23 protein-coding genes and 1 pseudogene are annotated in these 24590 nt (G+C 66.1%); 12 read left to right on the top strand and 12 right to left on the bottom strand.

Going from position 1 to position 24590, the window contains the following annotated elements; translation table 11 throughout:
* Positions 1-3 precede the first annotated feature (3 nt).
* Positions 4-2556, bottom strand: a complete 2553-nt coding sequence (locus M3A49_RS13825) for an adenosylcobalamin-dependent ribonucleoside-diphosphate reductase (RefSeq protein WP_266229144.1) — start codon at positions 2554-2556, stop codon at positions 4-6.
* A gap of 246 nt (positions 2557-2802) precedes the next feature.
* On the opposite strand from M3A49_RS13825, the gene M3A49_RS13820 reads away from it, so the two are divergent.
* The gene (locus M3A49_RS13820; protein ID WP_266229143.1) at positions 2803-3294 is read left to right on the top strand and encodes a thioesterase family protein; all 492 of its coding nucleotides are present in this window, start codon (positions 2803-2805) and stop codon (positions 3292-3294) included.
* 25 nt (positions 3295-3319) lie between these two features.
* On the opposite strand, the gene M3A49_RS13815 is transcribed toward M3A49_RS13820, so the two are convergent.
* On the bottom strand, positions 3320-3619 hold the full coding sequence (locus M3A49_RS13815) for a DUF3331 domain-containing protein (RefSeq protein WP_028205587.1): 300 nt from the start codon (positions 3617-3619) through the stop codon (positions 3320-3322).
* 362 nt (positions 3620-3981) lie between these two features.
* On the opposite strand from M3A49_RS13815, the gene M3A49_RS13810 reads away from it, so the two are divergent.
* Positions 3982-5049: an AI-2E family transporter gene (locus M3A49_RS13810; protein WP_266229142.1), complete on the top strand. Its 1068-nt coding sequence runs from the start codon at positions 3982-3984 to the stop codon at positions 5047-5049.
* 37 nt (positions 5050-5086) lie between these two features.
* Here the strand turns inward: M3A49_RS13810 and M3A49_RS13805 are convergent, their stop codons facing one another.
* Both M3A49_RS13805 and M3A49_RS13800 read right to left on the bottom strand, forming a co-directional pair.
* Positions 5087-5941 carry an alpha/beta hydrolase gene (locus M3A49_RS13805; protein ID WP_266229141.1) on the bottom strand — a complete coding sequence of 285 codons (855 nt, stop codon included), beginning with the start codon at positions 5939-5941 and terminating at the stop codon, positions 5087-5089.
* A gap of 126 nt (positions 5942-6067) precedes the next feature.
* Complete coding sequence (locus tag M3A49_RS13800; RefSeq protein ID WP_266229140.1) at positions 6068-7165, bottom strand: OpgC domain-containing protein; 1098 nt, start codon at positions 7163-7165, stop codon at positions 6068-6070.
* Positions 7166-7198: 33 nt separating this feature from the next.
* On the opposite strand from M3A49_RS13800, the gene M3A49_RS13795 reads away from it, so the two are divergent.
* Together M3A49_RS13795 and M3A49_RS13790 are read left to right on the top strand one after the other, a co-directional pair.
* The gene (locus M3A49_RS13795) at positions 7199-7408 is read left to right on the top strand and encodes a hypothetical protein (protein WP_266229139.1); all 210 of its coding nucleotides are present in this window, start codon (positions 7199-7201) and stop codon (positions 7406-7408) included.
* A gap of 474 nt (positions 7409-7882) precedes the next feature.
* Positions 7883-8743 (top strand): peptidoglycan DD-metalloendopeptidase family protein, encoded by an 861-nt coding sequence (locus M3A49_RS13790; protein ID WP_266229138.1) that lies wholly within the window; start codon positions 7883-7885, stop codon positions 8741-8743.
* A 145-nt stretch (positions 8744-8888) separates the two neighbouring features.
* Here M3A49_RS13790 and prpF read toward each other — a convergent pair whose 3' ends face one another.
* The 4 genes from prpF to prpB form a co-directional block, all read right to left on the bottom strand.
* Positions 8889-10079, bottom strand: a complete 1191-nt coding sequence (gene prpF / locus M3A49_RS13785; protein WP_266229137.1) for a 2-methylaconitate cis-trans isomerase PrpF — start codon at positions 10077-10079, stop codon at positions 8889-8891.
* Between the two features lie 58 nt (positions 10080-10137).
* Complete coding sequence (gene acnD, locus M3A49_RS13780; protein WP_266229136.1) at positions 10138-12735, bottom strand: Fe/S-dependent 2-methylisocitrate dehydratase AcnD; 2598 nt, start codon at positions 12733-12735, stop codon at positions 10138-10140.
* A gap of 84 nt (positions 12736-12819) precedes the next feature.
* Positions 12820-13986 carry a 2-methylcitrate synthase gene (gene prpC, locus M3A49_RS13775; protein ID WP_266229135.1) on the bottom strand — a complete coding sequence of 389 codons (1167 nt, stop codon included), beginning with the start codon at positions 13984-13986 and terminating at the stop codon, positions 12820-12822.
* Positions 13987-14033: 47 nt separating this feature from the next.
* Positions 14034-14924: a methylisocitrate lyase gene (gene prpB / locus M3A49_RS13770; RefSeq protein ID WP_266229134.1), complete on the bottom strand. Its 891-nt coding sequence runs from the start codon at positions 14922-14924 to the stop codon at positions 14034-14036.
* A gap of 236 nt (positions 14925-15160) precedes the next feature.
* Here prpB and prpR point away from each other — a divergent pair, with 236 nt between their 5' ends.
* A complete protein-coding gene (prpR, locus tag M3A49_RS13765; RefSeq protein ID WP_266229133.1) occupies positions 15161-17197 on the top strand; it encodes a propionate catabolism operon regulatory protein PrpR in 2037 nt (678 codons plus the stop codon).
* 7 nt (positions 17198-17204) lie between these two features.
* Here the strand turns inward: prpR and M3A49_RS13760 are convergent, their stop codons facing one another.
* Positions 17205-17597, bottom strand: coding sequence for a hypothetical protein (locus tag M3A49_RS13760; protein ID WP_069266209.1), 393 nt, complete (start codon positions 17595-17597; stop codon positions 17205-17207).
* Between the two features lie 230 nt (positions 17598-17827).
* On the opposite strand from M3A49_RS13760, the gene M3A49_RS13755 reads away from it, so the two are divergent.
* Positions 17828-18448, top strand: a complete 621-nt coding sequence (locus M3A49_RS13755) for a DNA-3-methyladenine glycosylase (RefSeq protein ID WP_254358009.1) — start codon at positions 17828-17830, stop codon at positions 18446-18448.
* 216 nt (positions 18449-18664) lie between these two features.
* The gene (locus M3A49_RS13750; RefSeq protein ID WP_266229132.1) at positions 18665-19006 is read left to right on the top strand and encodes a DUF4148 domain-containing protein; all 342 of its coding nucleotides are present in this window, start codon (positions 18665-18667) and stop codon (positions 19004-19006) included.
* A 407-nt stretch (positions 19007-19413) separates the two neighbouring features.
* Here the strand turns inward: M3A49_RS13750 and M3A49_RS13745 are convergent, their stop codons facing one another.
* Positions 19414-19857 carry a CBS domain-containing protein gene (locus M3A49_RS13745; protein WP_254358011.1) on the bottom strand — a complete coding sequence of 148 codons (444 nt, stop codon included), beginning with the start codon at positions 19855-19857 and terminating at the stop codon, positions 19414-19416.
* 286 nt (positions 19858-20143) lie between these two features.
* Here M3A49_RS13745 and ribA point away from each other — a divergent pair, with 286 nt between their 5' ends.
* On the top strand, positions 20144-20791 hold the full coding sequence (gene ribA, locus M3A49_RS13740) for a GTP cyclohydrolase II (RefSeq protein WP_035513597.1): 648 nt from the start codon (positions 20144-20146) through the stop codon (positions 20789-20791).
* Between the two features lie 187 nt (positions 20792-20978).
* Positions 20979-21530: a hypothetical protein gene (locus tag M3A49_RS13735; RefSeq protein ID WP_266229131.1), complete on the top strand. Its 552-nt coding sequence runs from the start codon at positions 20979-20981 to the stop codon at positions 21528-21530.
* On the opposite strand, the gene M3A49_RS13730 is transcribed toward M3A49_RS13735, so the two are convergent.
* A complete protein-coding gene (locus M3A49_RS13730) occupies positions 21519-22115 on the bottom strand; it encodes an IS110 family transposase (RefSeq protein ID WP_266229194.1) in 597 nt (198 codons plus the stop codon). The genes M3A49_RS13735 and M3A49_RS13730 overlap by 12 nt on opposite strands.
* 44 nt (positions 22116-22159) lie before the next feature.
* A pseudogene (locus tag M3A49_RS13725) lies at positions 22160-22396 on the bottom strand (IS5/IS1182 family transposase); the annotation flags it as partial.
* Here M3A49_RS13725 and M3A49_RS13720 point away from each other — a divergent pair.
* The 3 genes from M3A49_RS13720 (at position 22357) to M3A49_RS13710 (ending at position 24580) form a co-directional block, all read left to right on the top strand.
* Positions 22357-22560 carry a hypothetical protein gene (locus tag M3A49_RS13720; RefSeq protein ID WP_266229130.1) on the top strand — a complete coding sequence of 68 codons (204 nt, stop codon included), beginning with the start codon at positions 22357-22359 and terminating at the stop codon, positions 22558-22560. The pseudogene M3A49_RS13725 and the gene M3A49_RS13720 sit on opposite strands and share 40 nt — an antisense overlap.
* A 569-nt stretch (positions 22561-23129) precedes the next feature.
* A complete protein-coding gene (locus tag M3A49_RS13715; protein ID WP_266229129.1) occupies positions 23130-23669 on the top strand; it encodes a fimbrial protein in 540 nt (179 codons plus the stop codon).
* A gap of 2 nt (positions 23670-23671) precedes the next feature.
* The gene (locus M3A49_RS13710; RefSeq protein WP_323183146.1) at positions 23672-24580 is read left to right on the top strand and encodes a fimbria/pilus periplasmic chaperone; all 909 of its coding nucleotides are present in this window, start codon (positions 23672-23674) and stop codon (positions 24578-24580) included.
* The last annotated feature ends 10 nt before the right edge of the window (positions 24581-24590 follow it).

The following is a 24590-nucleotide window of genomic DNA, read 5'->3' as shown; positions in this document are numbered from 1 at the left end:
ACCTCAACCGCAAGTCCCGATCTCTCCGCACGCCGTGCAGAAGTCGCACCCGTCTTTGCGGATCACCGCATTCGCCCCGCACGACCCGCACTTGCGGCCGAGCATCGCGTGGGCAAACGCGTGCTGGGTATCGGCGGGCAGCGCGTTGTCGCCGGCCAGCACCTGGTCGCCGGGATGCTCCGCGCCGGCCCGCGCGTTGCCGGTGAGTTGCGCGGGCAACGCACCGGCGCGCCGCTGCGCGAGCAGCCGTGACGGCACTTGCCGTCCCTCGGCATCGAGAAAGCCGCGCCGATGCAGAATCTGCTGGATCGCGTAGGCGATGGCCGCGACCTCGGAGTCGTGCCACAGCGGAATGCGCCGGCCGTCCAGACGCTGTGTCTCGCCATAGCGCACCTGGCCGCGGTCCCACGACACCTTGCGCAAATCCTGCAGATTGCGCGCGACAAACCCGCCGCGCGCCGCGAGCGAGAGCGAACGCATGGTCGCCGTGATCCATTGCTGCTGCTCGTCGCGCTGGCCCACGGGGATGAAGAATTCGATAGGCCGCTCGATCGTCACGGCTTCGCCGCCCACCTGGCCCGTCACTTCGAGAAACGAGACCGCCACGTAGAGCGACACCTTGCCCGTCTGCGTGATGTATTCGATCTTCTCGATCACGGCGGGCAACTCGCCCTTGGGCCGATGGTCGATCGCCACGCGCAGCGGGTCGAGCAGGGCGTCGCCGAGCGCGTCGTCGGCGCTTGCCCCAGTTTCGGGGGGCAGCGTTTGCAGCACCGCGCCGAGCGTCTCGTTGGGACGGTAGGTCGCGAGGCCCTTGAGGCCGCGCCGCCATGCGTCGAGATAGAGGTTTTCGAAGTCTTCGAACGGATAGTCGGCGGGCACGTTGACGGTCTTCGAGATCGACGTGTCGACGTACGGCTGCACGGCCGCCATCATCGCCACGTGCTCCTGCGCGCTCATTTCCAGCGCGCTCACGAAGTACGCGGGCAGTGCGCTCACGTCGCCGCCCAGTTCGCGGTACACGCGCCACGCGTGGTCTTCGACGTTGAACGTTTCGCGGCTGCCGTCGGCCATGCGGCGCGTGCGCTGATAGGTCCACGAGAATGCGGGCTCGATGCCGTTCGAGACATTGTCGGCGAACGCGAGGCTCACCGTGCCCGTGGGCGCGATGGAAAGCAGATGGCTGTTGCGGATGCCGTGCGTGCGGATCCCGGCCTTGAGGTCGTCGGGCAGGCGTGAGGCGAAGGTGCCTTCTTCGAGGTACGTCCTCGCGTCGAAAAGCGGGAACGCGCCGCGCTCGCGTGCAAGCTCGACGGAGGCGCGATAGGCGGCATCGCGCATCGTGCGTCCCACGCGCGCGCCAAATTCGCAGCCTTCGGGTGAGTTGTAGCGGATGCCGAGCATCACGAGCGTGTCGCCGAGTCCTGTGAAGCCCACGCCGATACGCCGCTTGGCTGCCGCCTCAGCCTGCTGTTCGGGCAGCGGCCAGAGCGTGGCGTCGAGCACGTCGTCCAGAAAGCGTACCTGGGTGCCCGTGCGTTCGGCGAGTTGGTTCCAGTCGAAATTTGCGTTGCCGCCGCGCATTTGCGCGAACGGTTCGGTCACAAAGCGGGTGAGGTCGAGCGGTCCGAGGTTGCAGCAACCGTAGGCGGGCAGCGGCTGCTCGCCGCACGGGTTGGTCGCGCGGATGGCTTCGAGCGCGCGCAGGTTGTTGTCCTCGTTCATGCGCGAGATGAAGACCACGCCGGGTTCGGCTACGTCGTAGGTCGAGCGCATGATCGCGTCCCATAGCGCGCGGGCGCGCGTTTCGGCGTAGACCCACAGGCCGTCGTCGCGGCGCTGCAGGTCGCCCGAGGCGCGCAGCGCGGGCGAGGGCTCGGCGCGATGCACGAGCTGCCAGGGCGTGTCGTTTTCCACGGCGCGCATGAATTCGTCGGTCACCGCGACCGAAACGTTGAAGTTGTTCCAGCGACCCTTCGAATGCTTGGCCTCGATGAATTCGGGCAGGTCGGGGTGATCGCAGTCGAGCACGGCCATCTGCGCGCCGCGCCGTGCGCCCGCGCTTTCCACGGTGCGGCACGAGGCGTCGAACACGTCGATATAGCTGCACGGGCCCGATGCGCTTGATCCCGTCGACTTCACGTGCGCGCCGTGCGGCCGGATCGCCGAAAAGTTGTAGCCCACGCCGCCGCCGCGCCGCATGGTTTCGGCGGCCTGCAGCAGCGCGACGTAGATGCCGGGGCGGCCTTCGTCGTCCACGCCCTGGATGCTGTCGCCCACCGGCTGCACGAAGCAGTTGATCAGCGTGGCTTCGATGCCGGCGCCCGCCGCGCTCATGATCCGCCCCGCGCCCAACGCGCCGTTGCGCAGATTGTCGACGAAACGCGCCTCGACCTCGGCGCGCAGCGCAGGCGGCTCGACCTGCGCGACGCCGCGCGCGACGCGGCGGTAGATGTCGTCGGCGGTCTGCTCGTCGCCTTTGGCGTACTTCTCGAGCATCACGTCGAGCGAGAACTGCTGCGGGGGAAATGGAAGCGGGGGCGTGTTTTCTGCCATGACGGGGCCTCGCGAAGCGCCGCGCGGGAGGCGGCGGTTGAAGGGCGTTCGAAGGGCGTTCGAAGGGCGGCGGCTGCGCCGCGACCGTTCAACCTTACCCCAGCGGCGCGCGGCGTGCACGGCGGCGCGGCCGCGCATGCGGCGGCGCCGGAGCATGCCGGCGTCGCGGCGGCGCGGGCGGGTCTGCGGTTACACTGCTCCCGCCTGCATGCGGGCACCGAATGTGGAGACGGGAGAGGAGACTGGATGACGAACGAAACGGCGCCCGTGGTCTACCGCGACACGGTGCGAGCAGAGTGGGTCGATTACAACGGCCACCTGCGCGACGCGTTCTACATGCTCATTTACAGCTACGCGACCGACGCGCTGCTCGACGCCATCGGGCTCGACGCGGCTGCGCGCGAGGCGCGCGGGCGGTCGATGTACACGCTGGAGGCGCACCTGAACTATCTCCACGAGATCAAGGAGGGCGCGCCGGTGCGCGTCGAGGTCCGGGTGATCGAGCACGACGCGAAACGCGTGCGGCTGTATCTGGAGATGTTCGCGGGCGATCTTGACGATGCGCTTGCCGCGCCCGTCTCGGCGAGCGAGCAGTTGCTCTTGCACGTGGACCGCTCGGGCCCGCGCGCCGCGGCCTTCGACGCCGATGTGCTCGCGCGCGTGGCGGCGTTGTGCGCTGCCTCGGCGGGCTTCGCGCCGCGCCATGCTGCGCGGGCGATCTCGCTCGCGCCTCGTTAAGGCCGCCCGGGCGACGTCGCTGCGCTTACTTCGCCAGTTCCGCGCCGATGAGGTCGCCGAACACTTCGGCGGCGATCATGACGGAGGCGTTGAGCGGCGCGGGACGTTCGGCCGGCTTGAACACGGCGTCGCCGCGGCGGATCTTGCGGCGCGACACCGCGCAGGTGCCCGAAGAATGCGCCGAGCGGCGGCGCCAGCGCTGTTCGCCATAATGGCAGCGACCGGGTTCGACCCAGCGGATCACCAGCGCCGTATCCGTCTGCTCGAGTATTTCGATACGCTCACCGTTGGCTCCGTCAAGCGAGAGGCACGCTTTTTTCTTCATTGTCGGCTCCGTAAGTGTGGTGCCGCGAATGTAGTCCTGCGCGCTGACAAGTGCCATTCTGTCGCCGTTGAAACACCATTCCATTATCAGCAACAATCGCCCTGCGACACGTTGCGATTCACGAAGGAATGGGGGTTTGCGGCGGATTTGGGGTCGACATCTCGAATTTGTGCAACGCACTGTTGTACGTGGCGCGACATCGAGTGGCCCGAAAACGGGCGCCTGGAGGGCGTTCCAGGGTGGGGACGGAACGGCTGGGGGAGATCTGGATCTGAGGTAAGACCGGCCCGGCTGGATGGTTGTACCGCACCAGCGCAGCCACGAAACCCGGGCACCTGTTTTTTGAATTTTCAAGAGGTTACATGATTCATCGTCCGCCTGCTCCGAACTCCGCAAACGAGCAGAAAATCCAGCGCGCCGCCTCCGCGGTGCTGTACGCCACGCTCGTGTTGCTGGCGCTGTGGATCGTGCGCGAGTTCCTGCCCGCCGTGGCCTGGGCGAGCGTTTTTGCCATCGTCCTGTGGCCCACCTATCAGGCGATCGAGCGCCGCGCCTGGTTCAAGGGCCGCAAGACTCTGATCGCCACGCTGCTCACTGCCGCGATCGGCCTGCTCGTGCTCCTGCCGATCGCCGTCACGGCCATTCAGGCCGGCGGCGAAGCCCACGAGCTTTACCTCTGGCTGCGCGACGCCCAGGCGAGCGGCGTGCCGGTGCCGGACTTCGTTTCGCATCTGCCGGTCGGCAGCCGCCAGGCGAGCGACTGGTGGCAGGCCAATCTCGCCCAGCCGCTCAAGGCGTCCCCGGCGATGAAGAGCCTGCACGGCGACACCATCGCCTCGTTCGGCCGCCACTTTGGGGCGCGCGCCGCCCACGCCACGATGACGTTCGGCTTCATGCTCGTCACGCTGTTCGTGATCTTCCGGGCGGGCCCGCGTCTTTCGGCGACGGTGATGCGCGGTGCGCGCCGCGCCTTCGGCGCCGACGGCGCGCAGCTCCTGCAGCGCATGGCCGCTGCCGTGCGCGCCACGGTCACGGGGCTCGTGGTCGTGGGGCTGGGCGAGGGCGTGCTGCTGGCCGCCGCCTATATCGCGACCGGCGTGCCGCACGCGGCGCTGCTCGGCACCGTCACCGCCATCGCGGCCATGCTGCCGTTTTGCGCGCCCATCGTGTTCGGTGGCGCGGCGCTGTGGCTCGTCATCCAGGGTTCGTTGATCGCGGCGGCTGCGCTCGCGATATGGGGATTCGTGGTGGTGTTCATCGCCGAGCATTTCGTGCGGCCCGTGCTGATCGGCAGTTCCACGCGTCTGCCGTTTCTGCTCGTGCTGTTCGGCATTCTGGGCGGGGCGACGACCTTCGGGCTGATCGGCATCTTCATCGGCCCGGCGCTCATGACCGTGCTGATGGTGCTTTGGGTGAACTGGGCGGAGTGACGCCCAGTTACGCTCAGTTCGCGGCGAGGCGCCCCGCTCAACGCAAGCAGGCGAGCGTGTACTTGAGCGCGGCCGGCAGCAGTTCGCGCCACACCGGCCACACGTGGCCGCCGTCCACGACGCGCAGTGCCGCGGGGTTGCCCGCCTCGCGCAGCCGCGTGTAGAGCAGCGACGACTCGGCCTGGATCAAGAGGTCGTCGTCGCCGGCGGCGATGAAGAACGGCACGCGCCAGGGCCGCGCGAAATACGGCTTCCAGAGCGCCGGATAGTTGAGCGTGCGCCAGATCTGCGCGTCGAACTGATGGTCGCCGAACACGCCCACGTGACGCGCCGCCGAACTGGGTGGCGGGTCGCCCGCATAGACCGCCGGGGAAAGCAGCAGCGCGCCGCAGAACATGTCGGGGTGCTCCAGCGTGTAGCGCAGCGCGCCGAACCCGCCCATCGAAACGCCGCCGATCGCGCGGCCGTCGCGCGCGTCGTCCACCGCGAAGTGCGACTCGATCTCGGGCAGCAGATCCTGGAAGAACGCCGTCTCCATCCTCTCCTTGCGGTCGACGTACCAGTCGGTGCCGCCCTGCGGCATCACGATCACCACGGGCGGGATCTCGTGACGGGCGATCAGCGCGTCGGCCGTAGTCTGGAGCTGGCCTTGCGTGACCCAGTCCATGGGCTCGCCGTTGTTGCCATGCAGGAGATAGAGCACCGGGTAGCGGCCCTGGTCGGCCCGATAGCCGTTCGGCAGGTACACCACGTAGGGCCAGTCGCGGTTGAGCGCCTCGGCGTGGAACGTGCGGACCACGATCGTGCTCGCCGCGGCAGGCGCCGCTGGCGTGACGAACGCCGCGCAAGAGAGCGCGAGCGGGAACAGCGCGGTGCGAAGGAGTCTGCGCATGGCAGGGACATCGAGGGCGGTGGCGCGCCGGCGGCGCGGGGTCATTATGCTAGCAGCCGCTCGTACGCGCCGGAAGCCGTGATCGGCGAGCCGGCGCGCAGTGCATGGTCTGCGAGCCGCGTCGTTTCAGGCGGAGGCTTTGGCGCGCGAAGGCAGCAGACGCCTGAGCGGGTCTGACGCACGCGCGACGAGCAGTAGCGCGGTGATCGCGACGGCATCTGCGCAGAGGCCGAGCGGCACGTTCAGATAGCCGTCGGTGTACCAGTAGAGCACCGAATCGACCGTGAGCGAAATCACGGCGCCGGCCACGAACGAGAGCATCCCCTTGCGGCCCACGAGGCCCACCCAGGGCAGCGCATGCGCCACGCGCTTCGCCCACCCGAGGCGGATGACATGCGCGGTGAGCCACGCGATGCCAAGGAAGTTCAGCACGCGAAACCATGCGAGGTTGCGCTTGAAGTCGCCGTCGAGCGCGACGTTGCCGAGCTGCAGGTGATAGATCGCCGCGCCCGCCACGACAGCGAGTGCGGCGAGGGTCACGAGCGTGCCGGAACGGTGCACGTTCACCCGCTGGAACACGGGCTGCGCCTGCGCGATCACGCCGAGCACGAACATCAGTTGCCAGCCGAACGGGTTGAAGTCCCATTGCACGTCTTCGACGTGCGGCAACCACGGCGCCAGGTGCGGCGCGACGCCCCAGAGCGCGAGGCTCACGGCCAGCAGCAGCCACGGCCGTGTGCGCGCGAGCGGCAACGCGAGCGGGGCGGCGAGGGCGAAGCAGGCGTACATCGGCAGCACGCCGGCCAGATACGGCTGGCGGCGCAGCAGCACGATGTCGCGCAACGCGGCGGCAGGCGCGAGCGTGAGATCGTCGAGATCGGTGGTGGCGAGGTTGGGCGCATCCACGTTGCACGCCACGAGAATTGCGGTGACGAGCAGCATCAACAGCGCCGTCACGACGAACGCGCGGTAGATCTCGAACGCGCGCTTGATGAAGCGCTGCCGCGCCGCTGCCTCGGTGCGACGTGCGCACAGCGTGGCCCACGCGGTGGCCGTGGCGAAGCCGCCGAGGAAGACGAAGACCTCGGCCGCGTCGCACAGCGCGTAGGCGTGCAGCGTGACGCGCGAGACGATGCTGCCGCCAATGTGATCGACGACGATGATGAGCAGGACGAGGCCGCGGAAGAAATCGAGTTCGACTAGACGGTTGGATGACTTTGACATGTTGGGGCAGCAGGCCGGGCCGGCATGGGGCGCATGAAGCAGCCGATGATGCTGAACGGGCCGGGCGGGCAGATGCTGGAAGTACCTGGCTGGAAAATCAGGAAATCAGGAATTCGGGCGGGGTTCGCGGCGCGCCTCGCGCCGGGAACCGTGAAGCGGTCACCAGGGGGCGGCCGCACGACAAACGCAGGAAAAGACCTGAAGAATACGCGAGGGTTCCCGCCAGATGCGGGTTTACGTTGACGCCGTCGATATTAGCGCAATTTCAAATACCTTTCAGTGAGCGCCGCCTGTGCGCCGTTCAAGTTTCCGGGGCCTGTGCCGATAAGGCAGGGGAAGGGGCACGATCATGCTGTCGCGGCAAATGCCGCTCTGACGCGGGTTTGGGCAATTTCTTCTGGCCCTTTGTCGATGCTTTTATCGGGCAAGAATTCGGCTAATTAACATTTGTTTCAAAGTGTTCTCCCTAGGCTGTTTTCATGGAGTTGCGCCTTACAATGCCGGATCGAATTTGAGATGGCACGCTCGTTCGCTAATACAACGATCGCGTGCGTTGAATGTTTATGGTTCGAGATGCAGTCGATTTAGACGCAGATCGGAGCAGTCGGCGCAGGCGAGTCGGAGCGCCATGAGGGGCGGGAGCGCGGCATACGCAGCAGACCGTCCGGGGCATCCGCTCGCTGCATCACAAGGCTGCAAGCACCGCAGGAGAGAGGAATGTTCGAAGACGATCGTATCGGTCAGCGCGGTCTCAGGGGGTTCTGGGCTGCGTTGGGATTGGCGGCCCTGCTGGGCGGCTGCGCCAACATGAACCAGCAGCAACCGCAACAAGAACCGCAGCCCGACACGGCGGCAGCGGCGCCCCCGGCTTCCGATGCCGCGAGCGCCGACGCCAGCGCACAACAGGCGGCGAATGCGCCCGTCACGCGCGTCGTCACGAAAACGACCTACGTACGCGTGCGCCGCGGCGACACGCTGCAGCGCATCGCGCAAAAGCACAGTGTTTCGGTCAAGGATCTGGCCGCCTGGAATCACCTGAAGCCGAACGGTCACCTGCGCGCAGGCCAGTCGATCAAGCTGGTTTCGAAGCAGACGATCACCGTTCAGGTGGCCGCGCCGCAAGCTGGCAGCGCGACGGCGAACGCCAACCCGAACGCCGCCGTAAACCGCCAGGTTGCCGCCGAAGTGGCGCGCCACGCGAGCAGCGTCGCGCTCGTGTGGCCGGCGCATGGCCGTGTGGTCGAGCCGTTCGCGCCGGGCACGACGCGCGGCATCGAGATCGCGGGCAAGGCCGGCGACCCCGTGATCGCCGCCGCCGACGGCAAGGTCATGTACGCGGGCACGGGTCTGAACGAATACGGCAGCCTGATCATCGTCCAGCACAACAAGGACTTCCTCACGGCTTACTCGCACAACCGCCGTCTGCTCGTGAAGACCGGCGATACGGTGCACCAGGGCCAGCAGATCGCCGAGATGGGCAGCGAGAACAATGACCGCGTGGCGGTGCTGTTCGAGGTGCGCCGCGATGGGAAGCCGGTGGATCCGATGCCGTATTTGCCGTCGTCGCCGCAGGGCTGAGCGCGGCGTTTCGGATCGCGGCGCAAGGAAGCCGCGTTTCCAGTGTCCAGACTGCGCGGCGAGAACAACAAAACCGCCCTGACGCATCGCAACGTCAGGGCGGTTTTTTCATCACCGCAAACCGCGCACTGCTTAAAACCGCTTCTTAAAACGCGTCCCCCGGCACCCGCACCCAGCCTTCCATCAGCACGCGCGCGCTGCGGCTCATGATGGCCTTCGTGACTGTCCATTCGCCGTTTTCCTGGCGCGCCTCGGCGCCCACGCGCAGCGTGCCCGACGGATGCCCGAAGCGCACCGCGCTGCGTTCGCCGCCGCCCGCCGCGAGATTCACGAGCGTGCCGGGAATGGCCGCCGCGGTGCCGATCGCCACGGCCGCCGTGCCCATCATGGCGTGATGGAGCTTGCCCATCGACATGGCGCGCACCAGCAGGTCCACATCGCCGGCTTCCACGCGCTTGCCGCTCGACGCCGTATAGGCAGCGGGCTTCGCCACGAAAGCGATTTTCGGCGTGTGCTGGCGCGTGGCGATCTCGTCGAGGTTCTTGATGAGCCCCATGCGCAGCGCACCGTGCGCGCGGATCGTCTCGAACTTCTCGAGCGCCTGCGCGTCGCTGTTGATCGCGTCCTGCAATTCCGTGCCCGTGTAGCCGATGGCCTCGGCGTTCACGAAGATCGTCGGGATGCCCGCATTGATCATCGTGGCCTTGAGCGTGCCCACGTCCGGCACTTCGAGATCGTCAACGAGATTGCCGGTGGGGAACATCGAGCCGCCCGCGCCTTCTTCATCGGCGGCCGGGTCGAGGAATTCGAGCTGCACTTCGGCGGCGGGGAAGGTCACGCCGTCCAGTTCGAAGTCGCCTGTCTCCTGCACGTGGCCGTTCGTCATCGGCACGTGCGCGATGATGGTCTTGCCGATGTTGGCCTGCCAGATGCGCACGATCGCCACGCCGTTGTCGGGCACGCGGCTCGGGTCGACGAGGCCGCCGCTGATCGCGAACGGGCCCACGGCGGCGGAGAGATTGCCGCAGTTGCCGCTCCAGTCGACAAAGGCCTTGTCGATGGCGACCTGGCCGAACAGGTAGTCGACGTCGTGGTCGGGCTTGCTGCTTTTGGCCAGAATCACGGTCTTGCTCGTGCTCGACGTCGCGCCGCCCATGCCGTCGATCTGCTTGCCGTACGGGTCGGGGCTGCCGATCACGCGCATGAGCAGCTTGTCGCGCGCGACGCCGGGCTGCTGCGCCGAAGCGGGCAGATCCTGGAGGCGGAAGAACACGCCTTTGCTGGTGCCGCCGCGGATGTAGGTGGCGGGGATCTTGATCTGAGGTACGTGTGCCATGTGTTGTCCTGAAACGAAGGGCGGCGCGCGTGTGACCGCTGCGCCGCCCGTTTCCCGTTTATGCCGCTGCCTGCGACGATTCGAGGAAGTCCTGCGCGAAACGCTGCAGCACGCCGCCCGCCTCGTAGATCGACACTTCTTCGGCCGTATCGAGCCGGCAGGTGACCGGCACTTCCACGCGCTCGCCGTTGCGGCGCTCAATCACGAGCGTGAGGTCGGCGCGCGGCGTGCGCTTGCCGATGACATCGTAGGTTTCCGTGCCGTCGATGCCGAGCGTCGTGCGGTTCGTGCCCGCCTTGAACTCCAGCGGCAGCACGCCCATGCCGATCAGGTTCGTGCGGTGAATGCGCTCGAAGCCTTCCGCCACGATCACTTCCACACCCGCGAGACGCACGCCCTTGGCCGCCCAGTCGCGCGAGCTGCCCTGGCCGTAATCCGCACCCGCGACGATGATGAGCGGCTGCTTGCGTTCCATGTAGGTTTCAATGGCTTCCCACATGCGCGTGACCTTGCCTTCCGGCTCGACGCGCGCAAGTGAGCCCTTCTTCACGGCGCCGTCCACCACGGCCATCTCGTTGATGAGCGTGGGGTTCGCGAAGGTCGCGCGCTGCGCCGTGAGGTGGTCGCCGCGGTGCGTGGCGTACGAGTTGAAGTCCTCTTCGGGCAGGCCCATTTTCGCGAGGTACTCGCCCGCTGCGCTGTCCAGCAGGATCGCGTTGGAAGGCGACAGGTGGTCGGTCGTGATGTTGTCGCCGAGCACCGCGAGCGGGCGCAGGCCCTTGAGCGTGCGCTCGCCAGCCAGCGCGCCTTCCCAGTACGGCGGACGACGGATGTAGGTGCTTTGCGCGCGCCAGTCGTAGAGCGGGTCGGTCGTTTCGCCGCTTGCCGCGGTGGCCGCAAACATCGGCTCGTACACCTTGCGGAACTGCTCGGGCTTCACGCTCTTCGCGACGATGGCGTCGATCTCTTCGTCGCTCGGCCAGAGGTCCTTGAGATACACGGGCTTGCCGTCCTTGTCCGTGCCGAGCGAATCGCGTTCGATGTCGAAGCGGATCGTGCCCGCAATCGCGTACGCGACGACGAGCGGCGGCGAGGCCAGGAACGCCTGCTTCGCATACGGGTGAATGCGGCCGTCGAAGTTGCGGTTGCCCGAGAGCACGGCGGTCGCGTAGAGGTCGCGGTCGATGATTTCCTGCTGGATCTTCGGGTCGAGCGCGCCCGACATGCCGTTACACGTGGTGCAGGCAAACGCGACGATGCCGAAGCCGAGCTTTTCCAGATCGGGCAGCAGGTTGGCTTCTTCGAGGTAAAGCTCGACGGCCTTCGATCCCGGCGCGAGCGAGCTCTTCACCCACGGCTTGCGCGTGAGACCGCGCGCGTTCGCGTTGCGCGCGAGCAGCGCGGCGGCGATCACGTTGCGCGGGTTGCTCGTGTTCGTACAGCTCGTGATGGCGGCGATGATGACCGCGCCGTCGGGCATCTGGCCCGGCGTTTCTTCCCATTTGCCCGCAATGCCGCGCTCGGCGAGTGCCGAAGTCGGCAGACGCTTGTGCGGATTCGAAGGACCGGCCATGTTGCGCACCACGCTCGAAAGATCGAACGTGAGCGTGCGTTCGTATTGCGCGTTAGCGAGCGTATCGGCCCAGAGGCCCGCGGTCTTCGCGTAGGTTTCGACGAGCTTGACCTGCTCTTCTTCGCGGCCCGTGAGGCGCAGATACTCGAGCGTCTGGTCGTCGATGAAGAACATCGCGGCCGTGGCGCCATATTCGGGCGCCATGTTCGAGATCGTGGCGCGGTCGCCGAGCGTGAGGCTCGACGCGCCTGCTCCACGGAACTCCAGATACGCGCCCACGACCTTTTCCTTGCGCAGGAACTCGGTGAGGGCGAGCACGATGTCGGTGGCGGTGATGCCGGGCTGGCACTTGCCAGTGAGTTCCACGCCGACGATATCGGGCAGGCGCATCCACGAGGCGCGGCCGAGCATGACGTTTTCGGCTTCGAGGCCGCCCACGCCGATGGCAATCACGCCGAGCGCATCGACGTGCGGCGTGTGGCTGTCGGTGCCGACGCAGGTGTCGGGGAACGCCACGCCTTCACGCGCCTGGATCACAGGCGACATCTTCTCCAGATTGATCTGGTGCATGATGCCGTTGCCCGGAGGGATCACGTCGACGTTCTTGAACGCTTTCTTCGTCCAGTTGATGAAGTCGAAACGGTCCTCGTTGCGCCGGTCTTCGATCGCGCGGTTCTTGTTGAACGCGTCCGGATCGAAGCCGCCGCATTCCACGGCGAGCGAGTGATCGACAATCAGCTGCACGGGCACGACCGGATTCACCTTGGCGGGGTCGCCGCCCTGGTCGGCGATCGCGTCGCGCAGGCCGGCGAGGTCGACGAGCGCCGTTTGCCCGAGGATGTCGTGGCAGACCACGCGCGCCGGGAACCACGGAAAGTCGAGGTCGCGCTTGCGTTCGACGAGCTGCGTAAGCGAGGCGGTGAGCGTGGCCGCGTCGCAGCGGCGCACGAGGTTTTCGGCGAGCACGCGCGAGGTGTACGGCAGCGTGCCGTAGGCGCCGGGCTGGATGGCCTCGACGGCTTCGCGCGCGTCGAAGTAATCGAGCCGGGTGCCCGGGAGGGACTTGCGGTAGGCGGTATTCACGGCTTGGGGACCAAATGTGTTGTAAGCGGCGGTGCGTGGGATCGAAGGCGATGGCGTCACTCTACGACGCATCGCCTCCGGCGATCAGCGCTTGCTGATCGGCGTGAACTTCAGATTCTCCGGACCCGTGTAATTCGCGCTCGGGCGGATGATCTTGTTGTCGATGCGCTGCTCGATGATGTGCGCGCTCCAGCCGGCCGTGCGCGCGATCACGAAGATCGGCGTGAACATGGCGGTCGGCACGCCCATCATGTGATACGACACGGCGCTGAACCAGTCGAGGTTCGGGAACATCTTCTTGACTTCCCACATCGTCGATTCGAGGCGCTCGGCGATGTCGAACAGCTTCATGTTCGACTGCTCCTTCGAGAGCTTCTTCGCGATTTCCTTGATGACCTTGTTGCGCGGGTCCGAGATCGTGTACACCGGGTGGCCGAAGCCGATCACGACTTCCTTTTTCTCCACGCGCGCGCGGATATCGGCTTCTGCGTCGTCGGCGTTTTCGTAGCGCGACTGGATCTCGAACGCGACTTCGTTCGCGCCGCCGTGCTTCGGACCGCGCAGCGCGCCGATCGCGCCCGTGATGGCCGAGTAGATGTCCGAGCCCGTGCCCGCGATCACGCGGCCCGTGAACGTCGAGGCGTTGAACTCGTGCTCGGCGTACAGGTTGAGCGACACGTGCATCGCGTCGACCCACGACTTCGACGGCGCGCGGCCGTGCAGCAGGTGCAGGAAGTGGCCGCCGATCGAGTCGTCGTCGGTTTCGACTTCGATGCGCTTGCCGTTGTGCGAAAAGTGATACCAGTACAGCAGCATCGAGCCGAGCGACGCCATCAGGCGGTCGGCGATATCGCGCGCGCCCGACAGGTTGTGGTCGTCCTTCTCGGGCAGCACCGTGCCGAGAATCGAGACGCCGGTGCGCATCACGTCCATCGGGTGCGCCGAGGCGGGCACGGCTTCGAGCGCCGTCTTCACGTTGGCGGGCAGGCCGCGCAGCGCCTTGAGTTTCGCCTTGTAGCCGGCCAGTTCGGCCGTGTTCGGCAGCTTGCCGTGCACGAGCAGGTACGCGACTTCCTCGAATTCGCACGCCGTGGCGAGGTCGAGAATGTCGTAGCCGCGATAGTGCAGGTCATTGCCGGTGCGGCCCACGGTGCACAGCGCCGTGTTGCCCGCCGTCACGCCCGACAGCGCAACGGACTTCTTCGGCTTGAAACCGCCAGCGGCTTGCGTGGTGTTTTCTGCTTCGCTCATGGTGTCTTCCTCTCTCCAGGTATCTGTGAACTATATGGTGGGCGGATTTACTTCTTAGCGGCAAAGAGCGCGTCGAGCTTGTCTTCGTACGCGTGATAGCCGAGGTAGCGGTAGAGGTCTTCGCGCGACTGCATCGTCGAGACGGCGGCCTTTTGCGTGCCGTCGCGCTTGACGGTCTCGTAGAAGTTCAGCGCGGCGGCGTTCATCGCACGATACGCGCCGCAGCAATAGAGCGCGATATCCACGTTCGCGCTCTTCAGTTCTTCGGTCGTGAAGAACGGCGTCGAGCCGAATTCCGTGAGGTTGGCGAGAATCGGCACCTTCACGGCGGCGCGGAAACGGCGGTAGTCGTCGAGCGTCTTCATCGCTTCGGGGAAGATCATGTCCGCGCCCGCTTCCACGTAGGCCACCGCGCGCTCGATCGCGGCGTCGATGCCTTCCACGCCGGCCGCGTCGGTGCGGGCCATGATGACGAAGCCGTCGTCGGTGCGCGCATCCACGGCGGCCTTCACGCGGTCCACCATCTCGCCGGTCGCCACGACTTCCTTGTTCGGGCGATGGCCGCAGCGCTTCTGGCCCACCTGGTCCTCCAGGTGCACGGCGGCCACGCCCGCCTTGATGAACGACTTGATCGTGCGCGCGATGTTGAAGGCGCCGCCCCAGCCGGTGTCGATGTCGACCATCAGCGGAATGTCCACGGCGTCGGTAATGCGGCGGGCGTCGATCAGCACGTCGTCCATGGTGCTGATGCCGAGGTCCGGCACGCCGAGCGAGTTGGCGGCCACGCCGCCGCCCGAGAGATAAACGGCCTTGAAGCCGGTCGCCTGCGCGAGCTTGGCGGCATACGCGGTGATGGCGCCGACCACTTGCAGCGGCTGTTCGGCGGCCACGGCTGCGCGGAATTTTGCGCCGGCGCTTGCGGGGGATTTGTTGTTCATGCGTGATGTCTCCAATTGAATCGCCGCCTGATACTGCAGGTAGCGTGCCAGCTCCGCGCTACGAGACTAACGCGTTGATTTTGCGACGGAATCGTGCGTGCTGGTAGCAGACCCTGATTTCCAGGATGAAATCGCAATTTCAAAAATGAAATCGACGCGCGATAATGCGAAATCCGGCTGACGGCCGGCTTTCGGCTACACCGGCCCTCGACGCCACGACCGTATCGTTGGACATCATGAACCGCTTTCCCGCTCCCGCTTCCTCCGCCATCCGCCCGCGTGTGTGGGCCATGGGCATCAGCCGCCTGCGCGACCTGTTTCGCGACATCGCCCGCGAATACGACGAACTCGCGGACCTGCGCGTGGTGCCGCGCGGCTTCGAGGAAGCGGTGGCCGAAATCGCCGCGGCGGGGCCGAACCAGCGGCCCGATGTGGTGGTGGCGGCGGGCTCGAACGGCACCTATCTGAAGGCGCGTATCGACCTGCCCGTGGTGCTCGTGCAGCCCACCGGCTTCGACGTGATGCAGGCGCTCGCCCGCGCGCGGCGCGAGGCCGATCTCGTCGCGCTCGTCACCTACGGCGAGACGCCCGTAGAGATGCGGCGCTTTGCCAGCGCCTATGGCATCGACGTGGTGTTCGGCCAGTACCGCACGGTCCAGGACGCCGAGGCCTGCGTGCTCGACCTGCGCGACCGCGGCGTGGGCGCGGTCGTGGGGCCGGGCCTCGTCAACGATCTCGCGGCCCGGCTCGGGCTCGTGCCGTTTTTCGTCTACTCGCGACCCTCGGTGCGCGCGGCGTTCGACAACGCGCTGGATCTCGTGCAAGCCACCTGGCGCGAAACGCAGCGCCGCCAGCGCCTCGACAGCGTGTTGCAACATCTGCGGGACGGCGTGGTCGCGCTCGACGCACGCGGCCGCGTGGAGGCGATCAACCAGCGCCTCGCGGCCGTGCTCGGCATCGATCCGGCGGCGGCCGCGGGCCAGTCGCTCGCGGCGCTCGCGCCCGACATCGCCTTCGCGCTGCCCGAAGCCGACGGCGAATCGCTCGAGACGGTGCGCGGCGTGAGTTACGTCGTGCATCGCGGGCCGCTCGTCGACAACGGCGTGACGACGGGCGCCGTGCTCACATTCCAGGAGTCGCGTGCGGTGGAGCGGCTCGACCGCACATTGCGAACGCGTCAGCGCACGCAGCAGTTCGTCGCGCGCTACCGGCTGGACGACCTGAGCGGCGCAACGCCCGGCATCGAGCGCGTGCGCCAGCTCGCGCGGCGCTATGCGAAGTCGGACGCCACGGTGCTGATCCGCGGCGAAAGCGGCACCGGCAAGGAGATGATCGCGCAGGGCATTCATCGCGAGAGCCCGCGGCGCGACTTTCCGTTCGTCGCGATGAACTGCGGCGCGTTTCCCGAGGCGTTGCTGGAGAGCGAGCTGTTCGGCTACGAGGAGGGCGCGTTCACAGGCGCGCGGCGCGGCGGCAAGGTGGGGCTCATCGAGGCGGCGCACCGCGGCACGCTCTTTCTCGATGAAATCGGCGAGATGCCGTTGCCGTTGCAGAGCCGCCTGCTGCGCGTGCTGCAGGAGCGAGAGGTGGTGCGCCTCGGCGCCACGGAGCCCACGCGCGTGGACGTGCGGGTGGTCGCCGCCACGCACCGCGCGCTCACCGAGCAGATCGAAGCGGGCGAGTTTCGCGCGGATCTCTTCTATCGCCTGAACATTCTCAATCTCGCCATTCCGCCGTTGCGCGAGCGCGCGGCCGATATCGCGCTGCTGGCGGGAGAACTGCTGTTGCAGGCCTCGCGGCGCGAGCCGCGCGTGGCCGTGCGCATCCGCACGCCCGAAGACGCGGCGCGCACGCTCGCGCTGGTGAGCGGCGCGCTCGCGCGGCACGCATGGCCCGGCAACGTGCGCGAGCTGCAGAACGTGGTCGAGCGGATGGTGGTGGAGCTGGCTGATACGGAAGAGGAGGTGCTGACGCCCGACGTGTTGCGCTCGATCGCGCCGGAGGTGTTCGAGTCGCGCCACGCGGCGAGTGGCGCCGCAGCGACGGCAGGCGAGGGCGCGCTCACCCTGCGCGAGCGCAGCCTCAACACCGAAGCCGACGAAATCCGCGCGGCGCTCGACGCCTGCAACGGCGATCGCGACCGCGCGTGCGAGATGCTCGGCATCAGCAAGACGACGCTCTGGCGGCGTCTTTCCGCTGCGAAGGGCAAGCGCGGCAGCGCGGCCGCCGAGGCAGCCGTGGCCACGGCGCCCCGCAAGGCGCCGCGCGCCTGAATCGCGCTCAGTTCTTCAGGGCGTTAAGGAGCGGCGCCACCGTCCCGTGCAAGTGCAGGATCTCGGGGCTCGCCTGCAACAACGCCTGATAGCGCTCGTAGAATTCCGCCGATTCCTCGCCGGAAAAGAGCGCGGCCACGCCCTGCGCCGCGCCGATGCGATCGTCGGGGCTCGCATCCTTGGCGTCGAGCGTTTCGTCGACGTTGGCGATCACCGTCGAGAGCGGCATGAGCCAGCGAAAGCCCGAGCCGTTGATGAGCACCTGCAGGAAGGCCGCCGGCGTGACCGGTCCGAACTCGCGTTCGTAGTCCTTGCGCTCGTGGTCGAGAATCGCCTTGTGCAGCGTGAGCAGGGGCTTGCGCACGGTCGTGAGGAATTGAATCGCGCTTTGTTCGTTCATCGTGCGGCTCCTTCTGTGGCGCTCGTCGGGTCGTGACGCATCGTCGAATGGCGCGCGCCGGATCATGAGGTGGCGCGAACCGTTCGCGCCGATATGCGGACGATGGTAGCGCAATGGCCGGTCGGAAGTGGCCAAGCGGTAGATGAGCCGTGGATGAGCGCGGCGGCGCTACACTCTGCCGGTCCGCGAAACCGCGATGCCCGCGCGCCGATCACCCCGAGAACGCTTCGATGACGATGACGATCCTGCCACTGCACCGCGACGACCTGCCGCTCGACACCGCCGAGCTGGCGCGCTTCATGGTCGGCAAATATCTCGTGCGCGACCTGGCGCGCGGACGCATGGCCGGGCGGCTCGTCGAAGTCGAAGCGTATCCCGTGGGCGACTCCACGAGCTATGCCTACATCGGACGCCGGCCCTATAACGCCGCGATGTTCCTCGAGCGCGGTCATGCCCACGTACGGCTGACCTACGGCAGCGCCTGGATGTTCAACATGTCGAGCGAAGCCGTGGACGTGGGCGCGGGCATCCTGTTTCGCGCGCTGGAGCCGCTCGAAGGCATCGGCGCGATGGAGGCGCTGCGCCCCGGCGTCCCGCTGCGCGATCTCGCGCGCGGGCCGGGGCGGCTCTCGCAGGCGTTCGGCATTGCGGCGGCCTTCGACGGCGTCGACCTGTGCCGCGGGCACGGACTCTGGATCGGCCGCGCGGACGAACCCGAGCGGCCCGTGGGCGTGACGACGCGCATCGGGCTCTCGCGCGAGATGGACCGGCCGCTGCGCTTCTACGAACTGGGCAGCCGGTTCGTGAGCGGCCCGCGCAAGCTGCTGGACGGCGGCGTCGCCCCGCTGTGACTGGCTCGGGCGCCCCGGCGGAATCCGCGGGAAGCGCCGCGCCGCAAGGCGCTCGCGGGACGTGGTATGCGCGCGGCATTGTTGCCGCGAATGAAAGTGTATTTTCTCAAAATAAGGGTTTCCCCTGGGCTCCTGTCTCAATAAACTCAAATCACTGGTTCGGCGATGCAATCAGACACTGCCGCCGGCATAAAACAAGTGATGGAGGTAATGAACATGAAGTCCCGTACCCTGATTCAAGCCGCATTCGTCGCCGCCCTCGTGGCGGCTCCGGCCCTTTCGTTTGCTCAGGTGCAAGGCAACGGTCCGGTCACGCGCGCCGAAGTGAAGTCCGAACTGATCCAGCTCGAGAAGGCCGGCTACAACCCGGCTACCGCCAACGACGCGACGTACCCGAGCGACATCCAGGCCGCCGAAGCCCGCGTGAACCAGCAGCAGGGGCTGGCGCAAGCGCCGGCAGCGGAGACGAGCGGCTATGGCCCGTCGACCTCGGGTTCGGCCCAATCGGGCCAGCCGGCCACGGTGCGCCCTTCGCAGTCGGTGTACTTCGGCAACTGAGCGGGAAACTGAGCGGGCAGTTGAGCGGATAACCGGGCAGGGCGCGCCGTCAGGGGCGCCAAAGTCCAGAGAGCGCGAACGGTGCATATGGCCGTCGCTCAGACACCGGCACAGGCGACATCGATCGGCCACAGGCTAGCCGCTTCCGCGCAAGCCGGTGCCCGGGCGCTTCGAGCGGGCACAGCGGCCCGCGCAAGATGACCCGGCACCCGCCCCCACCCAGCAACGCCCCTAACCGATACCGGCGAAGGCGGACAGCGTTCCGGCTTTGTCGCACGCCGCCCGCGCAAGCCATCGCGCGATTTTTCATGCGTGGAACCTCCGCCGCCGAAAGGTGGCTTCGCCCAACCCCTTCGGGATTGGGCGCTTTTTCACGTCTGGCGGTCTGGAGGGGCGGGAGCGTTACGTCAGGCGCTGGGCCCGCCGGTGATGTAGTGCTCGAGCTGCTCGATCGTGAACTTTTGCTCGGCGATGATTTCCTTCACCAGGTCGCCGATCGACACCATCCCCACGAGCTTGCCGCCGTCCATGACGGGCAGGTGGCGCATGCGCCGCTCGGTCATGAGCGCCATGCAGTCGTAGGTGGTCTGCTCCGGTTCGACGAAGCGCACGTGCGTGCTCATGATGTCGCGCACGGCGGTCGTTTTCGAAGATCGGTCCATCAGCACGATCTTGCGCGCGTAGTCACGCTCCGTGACGATGCCGGCGATCGTTGGACCGTCGGTCACGAGCAGCGCGCCGATCTGCTTATCGGCCATCAGGCGGATTGCGTTGTAGACGGAATCGGAGGCTTCGATCGTGTAGACCACCTGTTCCGGCTTCGATTTGAGTACCTGTGCAACGCTTGTCATAGGGCGACCCCTCTTCGTCCTTCTGGTTGTCCGGTCTTTGCGCGGCGCGGCAGGCCGGGTGTATTGCCCGTCAAGCCATTGGAAAGCCATACCAGTATAGGCGGCTGGCGTGCCATGCGTCGTCGGGGTATGCGCGGGGTCGCACCATTTATGCCGGGGGCATGCGGCGCGGGCCGAGCCGTCCACTACGGGGCTGGGCGGCGGGGCGGAGCAAATGGCGGTAAACTCCGGTTCCGAACCTCAACCCGGCCCCTAGCCGGTTTTGCCAGTTTTTTGCTCGAGAATCATGCCTACGCTTCCTGAGTCGTCCTGTGCGGACGGCGACAACGCCAATGAATGCGTCGTGCTTGACGCGACCGCCACGCTGCCGACCCGCTACGGCACGTTCGAGTCCTATGTCTACCGGGTGAAGGACGGCGGCGCCGAGCATCTCGCGCTCGTCATGGGCGACGTGGGCAGCGGCGAGCCCACGCTGACGCGGCTCCACTCCGAGTGCCTGACCGGCGACGTGTTCGGTTCCTACCGCTGCGACTGCGGCGAGCAGCTCGACCTCGCGCTGCGCTACATCGCGGCCGAAGGCCGTGGCGTGCTGCTCTATCTGCGTGGCCACGAAGGCCGGGGCATTGGCCTGTCGAACAAGATTCGCGCGTACCAGTTGCAGCAGCAGGGCCGCGACACCGTCGAGGCGAACCTCGATCTCGGTCTGCCTGACGACGCGCGCGAATACGATTCGGCGGCAGCGATCCTGCGCCTGCTGAAAGTGTCGTCGGTGAAGCTCATGAGCAACAATCCGAAGAAGTTCGACACGCTCAGGCAGCATGGCCTCCCGGTGATCGAGCGCGTGGCGCTCGCGATTCCGATGCGCGAGGAAAACGAGCGTTATATCCGCACCAAGCAGGTCAAGTTCGGGCATTACTTCGAAGAAAACGAGTAAGGGCAGACCCGGCGTTTTCCGGGGAGGTCTTAAGCGATCCAATAAGCGCCACAAGTTATTGAATTAAAAGCAAAATATTGGTTTATTTGCGTCTCGGGTGCGTCGACGTTCGTTTCCGTGCGCCTATACTTGCCGTGTCGGCGTAGGTTTTTACGGCGTTGTGCAGAAAACCTACGCCGAGGGAAGAATGCACTTCGATGCACGTGTGGCGGCGAAGCTGCCGAGCGGCGAGCAGATGACCTTTGAGCAATTTCCGGGATTGCGCCTCCAGACTTCGGCGAGCCGCAAGTCTTGGACATATCGCTACAAGTCGCCAGTCGACGGTCGCATGCGACAGATCAAGCTCGGTGAAGGGCCGGCGATGGCATTTGCTGCGGCGATTGCTGGGTGGGAAACGAACCGCGTAGAGCGTGATTCGGGGGGGAACTATCTGCGCTGCACCGAAAGCGCGAATAAGCTGCAACCCGCCCATCGCCAACGGACTACACCGCCTAAGGGGGCAGTCGAGGTCGCGCGCATATTCAAGGCAATGCTGGGGCCAATTGCAGATTTGCGCGCCGCCACCATCACACGCGCTCAGGCCTTCGACTTCCTCGACTCATACCGGTCAACGCCAGTGCTCGCGGGACGCCTGCGCATGGAATTGAGTTGTGCCTGGCATTACGCGCTCGATGCCGGCCAGCCGGCAGGAATCACAGGTTTCAGGATGCTGGTTCAACCATTTTCGTCATCGCTTTAAGAAGCTTCGCAAACCAGGGTGAGTCATGCACTGTGTTGCAGATGTGTGTTCGTTCAAGGGACCGCACATGGTGCGATGTAATTCGCGTCGCCCGCCAATGATGGCCGTGGCGGTGATCGGGCCGACACCGGGTACCTGGGCGATCTTCCTGCAAAGCGTTGAGTGTTTCATGAATGACTTGATCGAGGTTTCGAAGAAATGCAGACGTTCCTCGATCGCGGCCAGGTGTTGCAGCAGTTCAGTGAGCAGCGTCTGACAGAACGACGTCAACTCATCAGCGCTTGTACGCAGCAGTTCCGGAATCGCGCGCCTGAAGGCTTCCGGCGAACGCGCGATCGTGAGGCCACGCTCGCCAAGCAGGCCGCGCATCTGGTTGATTAAGGCCGTACGGTGGCGTAGCCGGATCGCCCGCATGCGATGTGCAGCCTGGATATCCTGCTGCTCGACCGATTTGATGGTCACAAAGCGCATCGTGGGTCGAGAGGCCGCCTCAACAATTGCCTCGGCATCGTTGCGGTCATTTTTGTTGGTCTTGATCAACTGGAAGCGGCGTGCCCAGTGGTGCGCGGTAGTGCACGCCTCCATCACCACCATGCGTGGCTTCAGCGTCCTGACGCTCTCAAGCAGCGAACAGAACGGCGAGGGCCCGGCGTGCAGTGCGCCTTTAGCCGACATTGCTGGCAATTCGAACTCCAATACTGACTGATCTTCAGGCCGCGCTCAACGGTCGCGAATGGCCAGATGAGCCGCTCGCCTGCCGGGCACCGATATTCGTTCATCTTTGCGTTGTAAATGAAGTCTTCCTTGCCGAAGCGGCCATCGGCCGTTGCGCTCGACGTCACTGTCTTCGGAACGAACACGGTTACTGAACCTGCTAACTGCTCTCGTAGGCATTGCGACGCTAGGTGCCGGAGTCGGCTGGCTCGTCTATACCTGGTTCGTTGATCTCGAAGTGCCTTACTTTGCGATCCCACTCGTGCTATGCGTGCCGGTGATCGCGGCGGTCGCATTTCGCAACTGCTGGGATTGATGTGAACACGCCGGTGTGTCGCTCCCGACGCGCTCGAGTCGGCGCGCCGTTGCGCTCGCCGCGCGTATGCCGTCACCGGCGGCTCTGAAACACCCCCTTTCCGTTTCACCTCCAACACCTCCGTTGATCCCGTCGCTGCTGCAACCCAGCGGCAACGCTGCGTTCGTTCGGCCGCCCGAAGCCCCGCGTCCAGCCCGCTTCATTGCTCTTGCGCTGACGACTCTTCGCTCGCCTTTCGATTCGCAACGAGCGCGAGCCTCGTCGCGCAGTCCCGCTGCTTGTCCTCGCCATGCCCATGTCCGCGACCACGCCAGACCGGTCCGCGAAACGGCCGTCCAAGGAAATCTACAAATATCGTTAAGTGCCTGTTTTTTAAGAACGTTCTGATAGGGCTGGCCGTCCCCGCTCGACATAATCATCTGGGTCCCATAAGGGCACCTTCCGGATGAGCGCGCATCGCTCGTCGCTATCTGCGGCGAGACGGCAAGCAGACATTCGGCGAGAGCAGCCAGGTCACGGCAGGTGCCCAGGCTGCACAAAACAGTTACTTTTTCTGGAAATACCAAGTGATGAAACTCAAGCTTCTCTCCATCCTGGTCGCCACTGGGGCAGCTCTGATGGCCCAAGGCGCATTCGCCGCCGACGGCACGATCCAGTTCACCGGCAACATCACCGCGCAGACCTGTACGATCAACGGCAACGGCTCGGGCAGCAACAACTTCACGGTGGCGCTGCCCACCGTGTCGGCGTCGACGCTTGCCACGGCGGGCCAGACCGCGGGCCGCACGCCGTTCAACATCGCGCTCAGCGCCTGTACGCCGGATAGCGGCAACGTGCACACCTACTTCGAGGCAGGTCCGACGGTCAACGCCGCCACCGGCCACCTCGTCCTGAACGCCGGCGGCGCGACAAACGTCGAAATCGGCCTGCAAAACAGCAACTTCACGAACATCGCGCTCGGCGCAGCCGATGCTTCGCAGAATTCGCTGCCTGTCGCCATCAACAACGGTTCGGCCATGCTGAACTACTACGCGCAGTACGTGGCAACCGCCGCGGCAACGGCCGGTGCGGCGGATTCGAGCGTGATGTACACGATCGCCTACCAGTAATCGTGTCGCTGGGCGAGGCGAGGCAGGTCATCCCGCCTCGCCTCGCCTCGCCTTGCCGCTCGCTACTCGCTACTCGCCGTACCGCTTCCCGCTTTAGCCCCGCTTACCTAACGATGAAAGCCAACCGCGTACTCAAGGCGCTCGTCGCCGCTGCTTTCGCTGCCGTCTCGCTGGCAGCGAGCACCAACAGTCATGCCTCCGTGGTGCTCGCCGGCACGCGAGTGATCTACAACCAGCGCGAGCCGGAAGTCACGCTCAAGCTGTCCAATGTCGGCCAGTCTCCCGCACTGGTGCAGGTCTGGATCGACAAGGGCGATCCAAAGGCCATGCCCTCCACGATCGAGGTGCCGTTCACGATCACGCCGCCCATCGCACGGATCGATCCCGGCAAGGGGCAGACGTTGCGCATCATCTATACGGGCGAACCGCTCGCCACCGATCACGAATCGGTGTTCTGGCTGAACGTCCTCGAGATTCCGCCCAGGCCGACCGGCGACGCAGCCGATATCAACAAGCTGCAACTGGCATTCCGCTCGCGCATCAAGCTGTTTTTCCGTCCCGAGGCACTGAAGGCCGATCCACAGCAGGCGGCTGAGCAGATGACCTGGCGCCTCATCGCGGACCACGGGAAGAACGCGTTGCAGGTCAGCAATCCGTCGCAGTATCACGTGTCGTTGACGGGCGCGGAGCTCCAGGACGGCGCCAGCAAGGCCACCCTCGCCGACGGCGCGATGATCGCCCCGGGCGAAACCGCCAGTTTGCCGCTGGCCGGCAGCGTGAGCGGCTCGGCGGCGGCGAAGGTCCGCTACCACGTCCTCAACGACTACGGCGGCAACGTCGATGGCGAAGCGCCGTTACTGCAGGGTCCGGCGCCGGCGCTGTCCCGTATGGCGGCCCCTGCCGCGCCCTGAGCCGGCGTCC

The sequence above is a fragment of the Paraburkholderia sp. CNPSo 3076 genome (genome assembly GCF_026343935.1).
Classification (GTDB): domain Bacteria; phylum Pseudomonadota; class Gammaproteobacteria; order Burkholderiales; family Burkholderiaceae; genus Paraburkholderia; species Paraburkholderia nodosa.
Note: the sequence above shows the minus strand (reverse complement) of the source record. Positions and strands in the feature narration are given on the sequence as shown.

Excerpts from the sequence above, each read along its gene's own strand:
- M3A49_RS13760 (WP_069266209.1), bottom strand. The coding sequence starts at position 17,597 with ATGAACGAACAAAGCGCGATTCAATTCCTCACGACCGTGCGCAAGCCC.
- M3A49_RS13715 (WP_266229129.1), top strand. The coding sequence starts at position 23,130 with ATGAAACTCAAGCTTCTCTCCATCCTGGTCGCCACTGGGGCAGCTCTG.
- M3A49_RS13820 (WP_266229143.1), top strand. The coding sequence starts at position 2,803 with ATGACGAACGAAACGGCGCCCGTGGTCTACCGCGACACGGTGCGAGCA.
- M3A49_RS13795 (WP_266229139.1), top strand. The coding sequence starts at position 7,199 with ATGAAGCAGCCGATGATGCTGAACGGGCCGGGCGGGCAGATGCTGGAA.
- M3A49_RS13735 (WP_266229131.1), top strand. The coding sequence starts at position 20,979 with ATGCACTTCGATGCACGTGTGGCGGCGAAGCTGCCGAGCGGCGAGCAG.
- M3A49_RS13815 (WP_028205587.1), bottom strand. The coding sequence starts at position 3,619 with ATGAAGAAAAAAGCGTGCCTCTCGCTTGACGGAGCCAACGGTGAGCGT.
- M3A49_RS13745 (WP_254358011.1), bottom strand. The coding sequence starts at position 19,857 with ATGACAAGCGTTGCACAGGTACTCAAATCGAAGCCGGAACAGGTGGTC.
- prpR (WP_266229133.1), top strand. The coding sequence starts at position 15,161 with ATGAACCGCTTTCCCGCTCCCGCTTCCTCCGCCATCCGCCCGCGTGTG.
- ribA (WP_035513597.1), top strand. The coding sequence starts at position 20,144 with ATGCCTACGCTTCCTGAGTCGTCCTGTGCGGACGGCGACAACGCCAAT.
- M3A49_RS13750 (WP_266229132.1), top strand. The coding sequence starts at position 18,665 with ATGAAGTCCCGTACCCTGATTCAAGCCGCATTCGTCGCCGCCCTCGTG.
- M3A49_RS13730 (WP_266229194.1), bottom strand. The coding sequence starts at position 22,115 with ATGGAGGCGTGCACTACCGCGCACCACTGGGCACGCCGCTTCCAGTTG.
- M3A49_RS13755 (WP_254358009.1), top strand. The coding sequence starts at position 17,828 with ATGACGATGACGATCCTGCCACTGCACCGCGACGACCTGCCGCTCGAC.
- prpF (WP_266229137.1), bottom strand. The coding sequence starts at position 10,079 with ATGGCACACGTACCTCAGATCAAGATCCCCGCCACCTACATCCGCGGC.
- M3A49_RS13790 (WP_266229138.1), top strand. The coding sequence starts at position 7,883 with ATGTTCGAAGACGATCGTATCGGTCAGCGCGGTCTCAGGGGGTTCTGG.
- prpC (WP_266229135.1), bottom strand. The coding sequence starts at position 13,986 with ATGAGCGAAGCAGAAAACACCACGCAAGCCGCTGGCGGTTTCAAGCCG.
- M3A49_RS13805 (WP_266229141.1), bottom strand. The coding sequence starts at position 5,941 with ATGCGCAGACTCCTTCGCACCGCGCTGTTCCCGCTCGCGCTCTCTTGC.
- M3A49_RS13800 (WP_266229140.1), bottom strand. The coding sequence starts at position 7,165 with ATGTCAAAGTCATCCAACCGTCTAGTCGAACTCGATTTCTTCCGCGGC.
- M3A49_RS13810 (WP_266229142.1), top strand. The coding sequence starts at position 3,982 with ATGATTCATCGTCCGCCTGCTCCGAACTCCGCAAACGAGCAGAAAATC.
- prpB (WP_266229134.1), bottom strand. The coding sequence starts at position 14,924 with ATGAACAACAAATCCCCCGCAAGCGCCGGCGCAAAATTCCGCGCAGCC.
- M3A49_RS13825 (WP_266229144.1), bottom strand. The coding sequence starts at position 2,556 with ATGGCAGAAAACACGCCCCCGCTTCCATTTCCCCCGCAGCAGTTCTCG.